The sequence below is a fragment of the Neotamlana sedimentorum genome (genome assembly GCF_000943565.1).
GTDB classification, from domain to species: Bacteria; Bacteroidota; Bacteroidia; order Flavobacteriales; family Flavobacteriaceae; genus Neotamlana; species Neotamlana sedimentorum.
Genome location: NZ_JTDW01000015.1, coordinates 1 through 14,230, shown reverse-complemented (window position 1 = coordinate 14,230; position 14,230 = coordinate 1). Strand labels below are relative to the sequence as shown.

Below are 14,230 nucleotides of genomic sequence, written 5' to 3'. Positions count from 1 at the left end.
AGGTGTTTTTTTATGAATTATGGTAAAGGGTGTTGGTTTTCTTTTCAAATACGTATTTTTGGCGAAAAATAAATCATGCATAAAATTGATATAGATTTGGTTGAAATGACTCTTGATGTTATGAAATATACCATCGATAGAATTTCGGCAACAAATAGTAAAATAGGGAAACCCAAAAAAGAATCTGAACTTAAGGCATTAGTTGGAGAAACTGTGACACATGAAGGCATTGGTGGAGAGCAAGCCTTTAAATTATGGAAAAATCACTTAATGAAAGCCAATGTTCCTGCCGATCATCCAAGGCATTTAGCATTTGTGCCAGCGTCACCAACTCGAGCAGCTGTAATGTTCGACTTAGTTACATCGGCATCAAGTATTCATGGTGCATATTGGATGGAAGGTGCTGGAGGTATTTTTTGTGAAAACGAAGCGATGCGTTGGATGGTGAGTTTAACAGGTTTACCCGAAGGTGCTTTTGGTGTGTTTACCAGTGGCGGCACTGCCGCAAATTTATCAGCAATTGTTACTGCAAGGGAATATTGGCGTAGAGATGATACTTATAAGCGTGAAAAAGGCTTAATTATTACCTCAATTGGTGCGCATTCTTCAATTAAAGCGATGGCTAAAGTAGCCGATGTAGATATTCTTTTAGTAGATTCTGAAGAAAAATTAATGGGTAACGACCTCCGTAAAACTATAGATAGTTTAAATTTTCATCAACGTAAACGCTTGTTTGCAGTGGTAGCGACTGGAGGCACAACAAATGCAGGGATAATAGACGATTTAGACGGTATTGCTCAAGTTTGCGAAACCGAAAATCTATGGTTTCATGTTGATGCTGCCTATGGCGGTGGGGCATTAATTGCTGATTCTGTTCGTCATTTATTTAATGGTATTGAGCGAGCGGATAGTATAACTATCGATCCGCATAAATGGATGTTTTCTCCTTACGATTGTGGTGCTGTAATTTATAAGAATCCAGAATTGGCTAAGGAAGCACATTCTCAAGAAGGCTCATATTTAGATATTTTTAAAGATGATGGTGCTCATGGCTTTAATCCAACCGATTATCAAATTCAACTTACACGTCGTGTACGAGGGTTACCTTTATGGTTTTCGTTAGCGACTCACGGAACTAATAAATATAAAGAAGCTGTAGAACGCGGCTTAGAGTTGGCACAACTTGCCGGTAAGTTAATAGCGAATGAGCCACATGTCGAGTTGGTTAGAGAGCCTAGTTTATCTTGTGTATTATACAGAAGAATAGGATGGAATCCTGAAGATTATACACATTGGACTTATGAAAACCATAAATCTGGTTTTGCCTTAGTTACTCCAACTAAATGGAAATCTGGAAATGAATATGAAACAGTTTCACGTTTCTGTTTTATAAATCCAGATACAACAGAAAAAGATATACAAATGATTTTGGATTCTATGAAGTAAGGTGGGCTTTTTATAGTTTATAGCTTGTTGACAATTAAATAAAAAAATTATCACATGGAATTCTTCATTAAAAAAATCAATTATTATTTTTGCGCATGCAACACGACAAGGTACTTATTTTAGACTTCGGATCGCAATACACACAGCTTATTGCGCGCAGAGTTAGAGAGCTTAACATCTATTCCGAAATACATCCATTTAACAAAATCCCAACCAATTTAAGCGAGTATAAAGCGGTTATTCTTTCTGGGAGTCCAAACTCGGTAAGAGGCGATAAAGCATTGCACCCAGAATTAAGCGAGCTGCGTACAAAAAAACCAATGTTAGCAGTATGCTACGGTGCGCAATATTTAGCGCATTTTTCGGGTGGCGAAGTAGCACCATCTAATACAAGAGAGTATGGGCGTGCTAATTTATCTTATATAAAAAACGACGACGAATTTTTTATTGGTATAAATGAAGGCAGCCAAGTTTGGATGAGCCATAGCGATACTATTAAAAAACTTCCAACTAATGGTGTGTTATTAGCCAGCACAAGCGATGTTGAAAATGCCGCTTATAAAATTGAAGGCGAAACTACTTATGCTATTCAATTTCATCCAGAAGTTTATCATTCTACCGATGGAAAGCAACTTTTAGAAAACTTTTTAGTAAAAATAGCAGGTTTAAACCAAGATTGGACACCACAATCGTTTGTGGAAGAAACGGTTGAAGCTATACAAGAAAAAGTTGGAAACGATAAAGTTGTTTTAGGCTTATCGGGTGGTGTAGATTCTACCATTGCTGCTGTTTTATTAAACAAAGCTATTGGGGATAATTTGTACTGTATTTTTGTAAATAACGGTTTATTGCGTAAAAACGAATTTGAAAGCGTTTTAAAACAATACGAAGGCATGGGATTAAACGTTAAAGGTGTTGATGCCTCAGAACGTTTTTTAACAGCTTTAAAAGGAATTGAAGATCCAGAAAAAAAGCGTAAGGCCATTGGTAATGCGTTTATTGAGGTTTTCGATGATGAAGCACACCAAATTACTGATGTAAAATGGTTAGCTCAAGGTACTATTTACCCCGATGTTATTGAAAGTGTTTCGGCAACTGGTGGGCCATCGGCAACTATAAAGAGTCATCATAATGTTGGTGGTTTACCCGATTTTATGAAACTTAAAATTGTTGAGCCTTTACGTGCTATTTTTAAAGATGAAGTACGCCGTGTAGGAGCAAGCTTAGGTGTTAGTCCAGAATTATTAGGTAGGCATCCGTTTCCTGGTCCTGGTTTAGGAATTCGTATTTTAGGCGATATTACGGCCGAAAAAGTACGCATGTTACAAGAAGTTGATGCTATTTTTATTGAGGGGTTAAAAGCTTGGGGACTTTACGATAAGGTTTGGCAAGCTGGCGCCATGTTACTTCCTGTAAATAGTGTTGGTGTAATGGGCGATGAACGTACATACGAAAAATGTGTGGCGCTTCGTGCTGTTGAAAGCACTGACGGAATGACTGCCGATTGGGTAAATTTACCTTACGAATTTTTACAAAAAACAAGTAACGAAATAATAAATAAAGTAAAAGGCGTTAATAGAGTAGTGTACGATATAAGTTCGAAACCACCAGCAACTATTGAGTGGGAATAAACTTAAATTTAATCTATTACTTAGCACATAAGCCCGCGTTAGGGATAGTAATGGAAAGCCCACAGCGATCCCGAATTTATCGGGGCGCGAGGACTTGTAATGAATACCCGACGCCGTTTGCGACAAAAATCGAAAACAGGGTAACGCCCAATTAATTTTTGGCATGTTATGTGTTATAATTTTATAGGTTTTTAATCTGTTTACTTAAAAACTTACGTATATAATTTGGTTTATTACCTTTAACAAACTTACAGCTTACACAGTAAAATGAAGAAATTTTTAATAGCATTAATTTTAATAGGTTGGTTTAGTACTGCTAACGCCCAGAACTTTAGTACACACCGCGTTAAAGAGGGCGAAACCGTTGAGGCTTTGGCTAAACAATATTTTGTTACTACTGCCGATATTTATAGTTTAAACCCCGATGCTAAAAAAGGCTTACAGGCTAATACTATTTTAATTATTCCTATTTCGAAGGCCGAAAAGCCTAAGGTTACTATTGTAAAGGAACTGCAAGGTTTTAAAGACCATAAGGCTAAGCGTAAAGAAACCTTGTATGGCTTAGCTAAACAATATGGCGTTACCGAAGAAGATATTAAAAAGCACAATACGTTTTTATACGCAAACCCTTTAAAAAAAGGCGATAAAATAAAAATTCCTGTGTTTAGAGTTACCGAAGTTGTCGAGGAAGTTCCGGAAACTGCAGAGTATACGGTTTTGCCAAAAGAGGGCAAATGGCGTATTGCATATAAATTTGGAATTTCAGTTAAGGAATTAGAGGATTTAAACCCAGAAATGGGCGAGGTTTTAAAGGACGGACAAGTTATTAATGTGCCAAATGTTAAGAAGGCAGAACAGCAAGTAATTGACGAAAAGTACAGCTATTATAAAGTTCTGCCTAAGGAAGGGTTTTATCGTTTAAAATTGAAATTAGGTTTAGAACAAGCTCAGTTGGAAGGATTAAATCCGGGGTTAGCAGAAAGCGGATTAAAAGAAGGTATGATTTTAAAAATACCATTTTCAAACGCGGTTGAAACCTTAACATCTTCGGGGTTACAGGCTATTAATCTTATTGATAGTATTAGCGATTTTAGCACCAAACATATTGCGGTAATGTTGCCTTTTAGGTTGCATAGAGTGGATTTCGACTCGGTTGTTGATACAAAACGCAGCATAAAATCAGATAGATATTTAAGTGCTTCTTTAGATTTTTATTCGGGTGTTTTAATGGCTTTAGATTCTTTAAAAACACTTGGAGTTTCGGTAAAGGTTGATGTTTACGATACTAAAGGACAAGTAAGTGAAGTAACTAAAATATTAAACGAAAATAGTTTTGATACTGTTGATGCTGTTATTGGTCCGCTTACAACAGCACCATTCGATAAGGTTGCGTCGCAGTTAAATAAAATGTCGGTGCCAGTGGTGTCGCCTATTGGCTCAAACTTAAAGCTTCATGGTAATGTGTTTCAGTCGAAACCTTCAGACGAGTTGTTAAAGTCGAAAATAATTAACTACGTTAAAAAAGATTCGTTAGCAAAAAATGTTGTTATTATTTCCGATAGTAAAACGGCCGATGTGGCTTTAGAATTGAAACGTGAATTTAACGCAGCAAAACCTGTTACTTCTAGAAAAGATAAGAAAACGGGTAAAGATGAATTTTTTGTAATAAAAGATGATATCCAAGCTGTACTAAAGCCTGGTAGAAATATTGTGTTTTTAGAAACATCGAACGAAGGTTTTGCATCGAATGTATCTAGTATTTTGGCCTCGTTAAATAATAAAGTTTTGGCCGAAGGCGCTAAACCAACCGAAATTATTTTAACTACAACTAACGAGAATGCTGCTTTTGAAGGCGACCAAATAAACAACACCCATTTATCTAGTTTACAATTCTTGTTTGCAACAAGCTCTAAAGAATCTAGTTTTAACGATACCAGTAATTTTACTAAAAAATACGATAAGGTTTATAACATAACCCCTAATAAACGTGCTGTAAAAGGTTTCGATTTAACTATGGATGTTGTGTTGCGTTTAGTGACTTCTGAAAATTTATTTATTTCGGCAAAAAACACTTTGTTAACCGAGTATGTAGAAAATAAATTCTCTTACAAGCACAAGCTTTACGGTGGTTATTATAACGATAGTGTGTATTTAGTGAAATACGATAACTTATCGGTTGTTGAGGTTGAGCAATAATACTTATTAAATAGGCGTTTTTAGTTTTTAACACTTAAAAGCGTGTATAGATTACTATTTATTTGTGTACTTTTTCTTTTTAACCTGCAAGATGCCTCAGTTAAATCCTGGCAAGCTAATTATAAGTTAACTTGGAATGATTTTAAAGGGAAACCAGAAACGAACACTGGTGCCGTTGCAATTACTGCATCTGGAATTACATTTGGGTTTTCTATAACCGAAACAGACAGCCATAAGGTTGTTGATTTTACAACCGAAGTTCATGCGCATTTTTACCCCGAAAAGTCTTGGTATTTACCAAACAAGGCAACTAAACATGTGCTTGGACACGAGCAACTCCATTTTGATATAACGGAATTATTTGCTCGAAAATTTAGGCAGCGTATTAGTAAAATTAAAACTGCTAATAGTGTAAAACGAGAGCTAAAAACATTGCATAATACTATAAATAGAGAATTGGCCGCTTTTCAAAATAAATACGATACAGAAACCGATTTTTCAAGAAATTTTGAAGCTCAATTACAATGGAAAATGTACATTGAAGCCGAATTAAGTGCATTGGAAGAATTTGCGATAAATGAGTAGTTTGGTTAGAAGATAGAATCAAGAATTAAGAATCAAGATACTAGAAACAGCCAGCAAAAAACAAACAACAAGCAACAACCAACAACAAATAACCAACATGTTCCCTAATAAAGATTTTTTAATAAAACTGGCGCATACTAAAATGCCATTTGGTAAATATGAAGGACGCTATTTAATAGATTTACCCGAATATTATGTGGTTTGGTATCATAGTAAAGGATTCCCAAAAGGGCAATTGGGTGATATGCTAAGGCAAGTTTACGAGCTTAAAGTAAATGGATTAGAAGATATTGTAAGGAATATAAAACGACAGTTTCCTAAGCAGTAAAAGTTTGGGTTTGTTTTACTTTAATATGATTACATCTAAACTCGGTATTAACAGCTTATACTAGACGTTAAACGAAGTCAGTTGAAAAATGTCAAAAACTCACCAAGTTTTATAAATGGTTTAATAGTAATTAAAAGACAACTAAGCCGTTGCAAAATATTTAACAATACCGCTTAAAATACTTTGTATAGCATAAGATGCTAAAATTAAGCCCATAATTTTACTAATTACAGTAATACCATAATCGCCAATACGTTTTTGTAAATGGTTGGCAGTTAGTAGAATAACATAGGTGATAGCAATAACAACTAAAACTAACACGGTTGTTATAGCTTGTTGTTGTATGGAATAAATATGATTATCGGTTAACAAAACCACAGCCATAATGGCTCCTGGCGATGCTATGGAAGGAATAGCTATGGGAAAAATGGTAACATGTTTATAATCTGTAATTCCGCCTTTTTCTTCTTCGGGTTTACCGCTACCAAAAATCATGGTTAACGCAAATAAAAATAAAATAACGCCACCAGAAATTTGAAAAGCTTCAAGGCTAACCGACATGCCTTCTAAAATAAGTTGACCAATAACAATAAAAAATAATAGAATAAGAAAAGCAATACCTGAAGCTCGAAATGCTACTTTTTTCTTTTTGTGTAAATCAAATTCTTTAGTGGCTTCTAAATACACCGGAACACTGCCAATAGGATCGATTACCGCGAAAATAAAAAAGATTGAAGTTAAGATTTCTGCCATATTATTTTATGCGTTTTGCTTGTGTTGTAAAAGATAAACCTTGTTGTCCCATAGTCGAATTCATAATACCTTCAAACAACGGTTCTGGTGCGTTTTTAGGTATTTTCCATTCAAAAATAAAGTTCGATCCGGTGCCTCCAGAAACATCAATTTCATCAATAATAATTTCTGCCGTTTCAAGCGGAGCTAAATATATGGGCTGTTTAAAATAATTGCGAACCGAGGTGCCATGAGTTTCAAAATATTCTGCTCTTAAAATATAAATAGTGTCCGTTTCGCTCATATTTCGTAAACTAACCATCGAGGTTAAGTTGTGCGTTTTGTGTTCGGACATGCTATAAATTTGTGCGTAAATCGATAAGTAAGATTTACCGTATTCCAAACTATCGGCGTTTTTAATATTGGCATAACGTTTGGTCCAGTTTGTCGGATTTATAGAACTAACTTCCTTGGTTTCTTCGCAGCCAACAAGTAAAACAGATACTAGTAATAATAATATAGTTGTTCTCATTTTTGTTATTGGTTTTTGAGTGATTAGAAGCGTGTAATAGATTAATAATTATAATTTTAAATCTACTAAAAAGAAATGGTTTTTTATAATTTTAATTGCCTAATACCTTCGTAAATAGTAATACTTACAGCATTAGCTAAATTTAAACTTCTAATATGTTCACTAAACATGGGGATTTTGTAAAGCTGATTTGGGTATTGCTCAATAATAGCTTTTGATAACCCAACCGATTCTTTTCCAAAAATTAAAAAGAAATCATCTTCAAAAGGAATGTCCCAATGGTTTTTTGTACCATGGCTCGATAGAAATCCCATTTTTTTTGAAGCGTTTACACGGAAGAATTCTTCGGTATTTTCATAGTAAATTACTTCTAAATGTTGCCAATAATCTAAACCAGCACGCTTTAAACGTTTGTCGTCTATTTCGAAACCAAAAGGTTTAACCAAATGTAGTTTCGATCCTGAAGCCAAAGCTAAACGACCAATATTTCCCGTGTTATTGGGTATCTCGGGTTCTATTAAAACAATATTAAGTGGCATTATTTTGAAATTATTTTTTTAATTAGAGCGAACAGAAGTAAAATAAACGGAAAACCATGTAATAAAACATCGAACCAATCTGCAAACTGCATGCCTTTCGCACCTCCTGCAATCCACTTTATTTTGCCCCAAATATGTGGCTCTGGAAAAAACGGAGCCAAACCTAAGGTTAGGCAAAGTATAAGAATTAATTTGAAATTTTTAAATACAAGCAACGGCGATTTATTTTACGAGGTAGTTTAATTTCATTGTAATCGAAGCTGTTTTTTCTTTTGATGATGTGTTGTAAGCACCACCCCAAGAATAATCTTCGTTCGAGTTTTGACCCGTAATTTGAAAAATACCCATTTGGGCAGTTTGTAATTCACCAAGAATAGCTCCAGAATTTTCGGCAATACTTTTGGCGCGTAAATGGGCATTATCTGTTGCTTGAGCTATCATTTCAATTTTTAAATCTTCTAATTTTGTATAATAATAGCGTGGCGGATTTGAATATAATTGAATGCCTTTGTTTAATAATTCGGTAACTTCACGCGATATTTTTTCAACTTTTTCAACATCGTTAGAATTTATTTGAACCGTTTGGCTTAAGGTGTAACCTGTAAAATCCTGACCTAAGTATTTTCCATCTGTAGAATAATTTGGACTAAAATTCTTGTTGGTTTCAACAGCATTAAAAACAATAATATCGTCACTTAATCCTTTCGATTTAAAGTAAATTAAAATAGATTCTTTATCTTTTTTTAAATCGGAATACGCCTGTTTTAAATCGGAGTTAACCTGAGAAAATTTAGCTTCCCAAACAATTAAATCTGAAGTAAAATTTGTTTTACCTAAGCCCGTTACTGCAATAGTCCCTGTTTTTTTATTACGGTTAATTACCGCGTTTCCTAATATTACAGAAGCAACAATGATGGCTATGGCAAATACAATGGCACTAACGTTTTTTTTCATAATGATATTTTTTAGTAGATGGACACGGTATGTTTATTTTAATTTAACACGTTTAGCAACTGGTTTCATTAAAATTCGAAGGGTGCTGTCATTGTTAAAGTAACTAATCATCCAGTTCATAAAAATTAAAAGTTTATTTTTTACACTTAAAATTAGCATTAAGTGAATAAACATCCAGGTAAACCAAGCCAGTCGCCCTTGAAAACTAAATTTAGGTAAATCTACCACGGCTTTTCGTTTTCCAATGGTGGCCATAGAGCCTTTATCGGTATACTCAAATTCTGTAAGGGGTTTGTTTTTAGCTTCATTAATTAAATTTTTAGCTAATAAAGCAGCTTGTTGTATGGCTACACTAGCTACTTGTGGATGCCCATGAGGGAAACTTTCCGTTTCCATATAAGCAATATCGCCTAATGCGTAAATATTGTTTACAGCTTTCGTTTTGTTATAACGGTTTACAACCAATCGGTTACCTCTGGTAAAAATATCTTCGGGTAAGCCTTTAATAATATTTCCAGTTACACCTGCTGCCCAAATAACGTTTTTAGAGGTGATGTGTTCGCCGGTATTTAAAGTAACGATTTCGCCATCGTAATCTTTTACAAAAGTGTTTGTTTTTACAACCACACCTAAATCTTCAAGATATTCTTGCGATTTGGTTTGCGAACCTTTACTCATTGGGCTTAAGGTATTTGGAGAGCCTTCTAGTAAGTAAATGGTTAATTTAGAGAAATCTTTATCAGGATAATCTTTGGGTAAAATGTGTTTTTTCATTTCAGACAAAGCACCTGCAAGTTCTACTCCCGTAGGACCACCACCAACAATTACAAAGTTTAGTAAGGTTTGTAATTCGGTTTCGTTTTTTGTCTCTAAAGCGTCTTCAAAAGTTTGTAGAATTCTATTTCTAAGCTGAATGGCTTCAGGAATAGTTTTCATTGGGTAGGCATAATCGGCTAAATTAGCATTATTAAAATAGTTTGTTGTACAACCAATGGCAATAATTAAATGATCGTAATCGAATGTGCCAATTGGTGTAGAAATATAATTTTCTTCGGTGTTTATTTCTTCAACTTTAGTAATTCTAATTTTTACATTTTTTGCTTTTTGAAACACTTTTCTTAACGGAAAAGAAATACTAGCGGGCTCTAATCGCGCCGTAGCTACTTGGTACATTAACGGTTGAAATTGGTGGTAGTTTTGTTTATCTATTAATAAAACCTCGAAAGCAGGATTGTTTATTAAATCTTGAGCAACTCGTAAGCCGGCAAAACCTGCACCTACCACTATTACTTTTTGTTTTTGTACCATGATGTATTGTGTTTAACTTAAAATTGAAGAAACAAACGTATCTATTTCTTTTGCGTTTTTTGCTGTTAAATGTTTTACAAAAGCGCTACCTATTATGGCACCTTTTGCATATTTTGTTGCAGCTGTAAAGGTGTTGTTGTTACTAATACCAAAACCAACTATTTGCGGGTTCTTTAAATTTAGACTGTTAATGCGCTCAAAATATGCAGTTTGTTCGTCACCAAAACCAGATTTTGCACCTGTTGTACTTGCGCTACTAACCATATAAATAAATCCGTTTGATACAGAATCGATATAACGAATTCGCTCATCGCTAGTTTGTGGTGTTATTAAAAATACATTCGATAAACCATATTTCTCGAATGTAGATTGATATTTTTCGTGATATACATCTACCGGTAAATCAGGAATTATGAGTCCGTCGATGCCTATTTCTTCACATTTTTTACAAAAAGCTTCTACACCATATTGAAACATAGGGTTGAAATAGCCCATAATTATTAACGGAATATTTACCGTTTTACGGATGTCTTTAAGTTGATTAAAAAGCACCTCGGTGGTCATGCCGTTTTTTAAGGCTTGCGTTGAGCTATCTTGAATGGTTGGTCCATCGGCAAGTGGATCGCTAAACGGTAAGCCAATTTCAATCATGTCGACACTATTTTTTTCAAGGTTTTGTATTATTGAAACCGTATCGTTAAGGCTAGGGTATCCTGCCGTAAAGTATATGGATAGTAACTTTTTGTTTTCTTTTAGTTTTTGATTTATTCTGTTCATTGAAAATGAATAATTTTTATTCCCTCGAAAGAGGGAATCTATTTTATATATATTCTGAAAGATCTTTCCAATCGGGGTTTAAACTATTTATTAGACTGATTTTCCATGATCTATTCCATTTTTTTATTTGTCGTTCTCGTTTTATTGAGTTATTAACATACTTTGTAGTTTCAAAATAAACGAGTTTTGTTACGTTGTACTTTCCTGTAAAAGTTTTTGGACCATTAGTTTTGTGTTGTTTTAATCTCAATTTTAACTGCTTCGTTCGTCCTACATATAAAACCGTATGGTTTTTATTAGTTAAAATGTATACATAGTGAACATCCATAGACTTTGAGATTTCCGATTTCTCGGAAATGAAAAAACACTATTTATATTTTAAAATACTCAATATAATTATTCAAATCTTTATCGCCACGTCCCGATAAACTAACTACTACAATATCGTCTGGTTTAAAGGTTTTTTGTTCGAAAATGGCTAAGGCGTGCGAACTCTCGATAGCTGGAATAATGCCTTCTAGTTTACATAGTTCTAAACCGGCATTCATGGCTTGGTCGTCGGTAATAGACATGAATTCTGCGCGACCTGTTTTTGCTAAATGCGCGTGCATTGGGCCAACTCCAGGATAATCTAAGCCTGCCGAAATAGAGTAGGGCTCGGTTATTTGTCCGTCGTTAGTTTGCATTAACAACGTTTTACAGCCGTGAATAATACCTTCTTTTCCTAATACCGATGTGGCTGCACTTTCGCCAGAATCTACACCTAAACCAGCAGCTTCAACAGCTATAATTTTTACATCTTCGTCGTGTAAATAGTGGTAATAGGTTCCTGCAGCATTACTGCCTCCGCCAATACATGCCACAACATAATCTGGGTTTTCTTTGTTTTCGTGCTCTAGTAACTGCCATTTAATCTCTTCTGAAATTACCGCTTGAAAACGGGTAACCATGTCTGGATATGGATGCGGACCAATAGCAGAACCAATAATGTAATGCGTATCTACGGGATTGTTAATCCAATCGCGAATGGCTTCGTTTGTGGCATCTTTTAAAGTACGACTTCCTGATTTTGCAGGCACTACTGTCGCGCCAAGCATTTTCATACGGGCTACGTTAGGGGCCTGTCGTGCAATGTCAATTTCGCCCATATACACAATACATTCTAAGCCCATTAAAGCACAAACGGTTGCTGTGGCTACACCGTGTTGGCCCGCACCAGTTTCGGCAATTATGCGGTGTTTACCTAAGCGTTTTGCCATTAAAATTTGACCAATAGTATTATTTATTTTATGTGCGCCGGTATGATTTAAATCTTCGCGTTTTAAATAAATTTTGGTGTTGTATTTTTCTGAAAGGCGTTTTGCAAAGTATAATGGCGATGGGCGCCCAACATAATCTTTTAAAAGCTGATTGAATTCTTCTTTAAATGAAGGTTCGCTCATAACTTCTAAATATTTTTGACGTAACTCCTCGACGTTTGGATAGAGCATTTCTGGAATGTATGCACCGCCAAATTCGCCGTAATAGCCTTTTTCATCTACATTATATAAATTCATGTTTTTATTATTGAGATGGTTTTTGAATGCTTTTAAGGCCGAAACTTTTTTAAGTCCGGGTTCAATTTCAAATTTACTATTTATATCGATAGCATAACAGTATTTTGATGCTTCGCTAGTTTTAAATTTATTGATTACATCTACATCGCTTAAGCCAATACCTCCGCTTAAAAAGAAGGGTTTTGTTGATGGGTAATTGTTTAACAAACTCCAATCGAACTTGTAACCATTACCTCCTGGAAGTTTGCCTTTAGTATCGAACAGAAAATAGTCGCAAACCACTTCGTAAGGCTCTAATTGATTAAAATTGAAGCTTTCGTTTACAGAAAATACTTTTATAATTTCTACTTTATTTTTTGTAAAAAGTTTGGTAGACTTTAAAATACTGCAATAATAAGGCGATTCATGACCGTGAAGTTGTACGGCTTGCAAGTTGTAATCGGTTACAGTTTTAATTATGGTGCTAATTTCGGCATTTACAAAAACTCCAGTTTTTTTTATGGTTTCTGGTACATTTGTAATGGTTTTAGCATCGTAATTTCTAGGTGTTTTATCGTAAAATATAAAGCCAAGATAATCGGGTTGGAGCGAAGCTACTTGCTCGATATTGTCTTGGTATTTCATACCACAGATTTTAAGCTTTATAGCAGCGCTATCAATTTGTTCTGTAGCTTGTTGTGTTATGTTTGAAGTGTCTTTCATTTTCTGTGTGTTGGAATATGAATTCTGATAATCTGGGTGAATTAACTTAGGTTTTTAATAAATTCTGTTGCACTTGCACCAGGATTATCGGTTTTCATAAAATTTTCTCCTATTAAAAAACCTTGGTAACCGTAAGGTTGTAATTCTTTAATAGCCTCAATATTGCTTATACCACTTTCTGATACTTTTACAAAATCGTCTGGAATTATTTTACTTAATTCTTTGCTGGTGTCTAGGCTAACATCGAACGTTTTTAAATTTCGGTTATTAACACCTAACATATCTAAACTTGGCATTATGGATTTGTGTAATTCTTCTTCGTTATGAACTTCTAAAAGCACATCTAACTTTAAGCTTTTTGCTAATTCTGAATATTGCTTGATTTCTTCTCTGGTTAAAATAGCCGCAATGAGTAAAATAACATCGGCGCCGTAAGCTTTGGCTTCAACAATTTGATATTCATCAATAATGAATTCCTTGCGTAATAGCGGTAAATTGCAACTGGCTCTTGCCGTTAATAAATCGTCTAGAGAACCACCAAAATATTTTCCATCGGTTAAAACCGACATACCACAAACGCCTGCGTTTTCGTAACCTGTGGCTACATCTTGAACATTTAAACCGTTATTTATAACAGATTTTGAAGGCGAACGTCGTTTATGCTCAGCGATTATTCCTGATTTACTATTTTTTAAATTTTGAGCCAAAGAAGTGGTTGCTCTTGTAAATAAAACAGATTGTTCTAGTTGTGAGGTAGGGATTAAGAATTTTCTTAAATCTACTTCTTTGCGTTTATCTATTACTATTTTGTCTAAAATATTCATTTTATTTTTTATTAGTAATTCATTTTTTGCTTGTCCAAAAAACGAATCAAAAAAGGACATCCAAGTCGAGGAATTTTTTCTTCAGATTTAATTCTGAAGAAAAACCGATTTGAAAACTCC

At 34.6% G+C, this 14,230-nt stretch carries 15 protein-coding genes and 1 pseudogene; 5 read left to right on the top strand and 11 right to left on the bottom strand.

Annotation, left to right across the window (positions count from 1 at the left end):
- Positions 1–75: 75 nt before the first annotated feature.
- The 5 genes from PW52_RS14760 to PW52_RS14740 all read left to right on the top strand — a co-directional run bounded on the left by PW52_RS14760 (position 76) and on the right by PW52_RS14740 (position 6,186).
- Positions 76–1,446 carry a pyridoxal phosphate-dependent decarboxylase family protein gene (locus PW52_RS14760; RefSeq protein ID WP_044633751.1) on the top strand — a complete coding sequence of 457 codons (1,371 nt, stop codon included), beginning with the start codon at positions 76–78 and terminating at the stop codon, positions 1,444–1,446.
- Between the two features lie 95 nt (positions 1,447–1,541).
- On the top strand, positions 1,542–3,077 hold the full coding sequence (gene guaA / locus PW52_RS14755; protein WP_044633750.1) for a glutamine-hydrolyzing GMP synthase: 1,536 nt from the start codon (positions 1,542–1,544) through the stop codon (positions 3,075–3,077).
- A gap of 267 nt (positions 3,078–3,344) precedes the next feature.
- Positions 3,345–5,273 (top strand): amino acid ABC transporter substrate-binding protein, encoded by a 1,929-nt coding sequence (locus PW52_RS14750; RefSeq protein WP_044633749.1) that lies wholly within the window; start codon positions 3,345–3,347, stop codon positions 5,271–5,273.
- A 42-nt stretch (positions 5,274–5,315) separates the two neighbouring features.
- Positions 5,316–5,858 (top strand): DUF922 domain-containing protein, encoded by a 543-nt coding sequence (locus tag PW52_RS14745; RefSeq protein WP_044633748.1) that lies wholly within the window; start codon positions 5,316–5,318, stop codon positions 5,856–5,858.
- Between the two features lie 97 nt (positions 5,859–5,955).
- Entirely contained in the window at positions 5,956–6,186 is a 231-nt protein-coding gene (locus PW52_RS14740; RefSeq protein WP_044633747.1) for a DUF3820 family protein, read from the top strand.
- Between the two features lie 141 nt (positions 6,187–6,327).
- Here the strand turns inward: PW52_RS14740 and PW52_RS14735 are convergent, their stop codons facing one another.
- The 11 genes and pseudogenes from PW52_RS14735 to trpC all read right to left on the bottom strand — a co-directional run bounded on the left by PW52_RS14735 (position 6,328) and on the right by trpC (position 14,110).
- Positions 6,328–6,939 (bottom strand): MarC family protein, encoded by a 612-nt coding sequence (locus PW52_RS14735; RefSeq protein WP_044633746.1) that lies wholly within the window; start codon positions 6,937–6,939, stop codon positions 6,328–6,330.
- A gap of 1 nt (position 6,940) precedes the next feature.
- The gene (locus PW52_RS14730) at positions 6,941–7,450 is read right to left on the bottom strand and encodes a DUF3124 domain-containing protein (RefSeq protein WP_044633745.1); all 510 of its coding nucleotides are present in this window, start codon (positions 7,448–7,450) and stop codon (positions 6,941–6,943) included.
- 83 nt (positions 7,451–7,533) lie between these two features.
- Complete coding sequence (locus PW52_RS14725) at positions 7,534–7,989, bottom strand: tRNA (cytidine(34)-2'-O)-methyltransferase (protein ID WP_044633744.1); 456 nt, start codon at positions 7,987–7,989, stop codon at positions 7,534–7,536.
- Positions 7,989–8,150: a hypothetical protein gene (locus tag PW52_RS14720; protein WP_316930152.1), complete on the bottom strand. Its 162-nt coding sequence runs from the start codon at positions 8,148–8,150 to the stop codon at positions 7,989–7,991. The genes PW52_RS14725 and PW52_RS14720 overlap by 1 nt, the downstream gene beginning before the upstream one ends.
- A 61-nt stretch (positions 8,151–8,211) precedes the next feature.
- Entirely contained in the window at positions 8,212–8,943 is a 732-nt protein-coding gene (locus PW52_RS14715) for an SIMPL domain-containing protein (protein ID WP_044633742.1), read from the bottom strand.
- Between the two features lie 33 nt (positions 8,944–8,976).
- Complete coding sequence (locus tag PW52_RS14710; protein ID WP_044633741.1) at positions 8,977–10,251, bottom strand: NAD(P)/FAD-dependent oxidoreductase; 1,275 nt, start codon at positions 10,249–10,251, stop codon at positions 8,977–8,979.
- 12 nt (positions 10,252–10,263) lie between these two features.
- Positions 10,264–11,028: a tryptophan synthase subunit alpha gene (trpA, locus tag PW52_RS14705; protein WP_044633740.1), complete on the bottom strand. Its 765-nt coding sequence runs from the start codon at positions 11,026–11,028 to the stop codon at positions 10,264–10,266.
- A gap of 43 nt (positions 11,029–11,071) precedes the next feature.
- Positions 11,072–11,356, bottom strand: a complete 285-nt coding sequence (locus PW52_RS14700) for a GIY-YIG nuclease family protein (protein WP_044633739.1) — start codon at positions 11,354–11,356, stop codon at positions 11,072–11,074.
- A gap of 43 nt (positions 11,357–11,399) precedes the next feature.
- A complete protein-coding gene (gene trpB, locus PW52_RS17815) occupies positions 11,400–12,584 on the bottom strand; it encodes a tryptophan synthase subunit beta (RefSeq protein WP_044633766.1) in 1,185 nt (394 codons plus the stop codon).
- Between the two features lie 36 nt (positions 12,585–12,620).
- Positions 12,621–13,208: pseudogene (locus PW52_RS17810) on the bottom strand (phosphoribosylanthranilate isomerase); the annotation flags it as partial.
- Positions 13,209–13,327: 119 nt separating this feature from the next.
- Positions 13,328–14,110 carry an indole-3-glycerol phosphate synthase TrpC gene (gene trpC, locus PW52_RS14690; protein WP_044633765.1) on the bottom strand — a complete coding sequence of 261 codons (783 nt, stop codon included), beginning with the start codon at positions 14,108–14,110 and terminating at the stop codon, positions 13,328–13,330.
- Positions 14,111–14,230 lie beyond the last annotated feature (120 nt).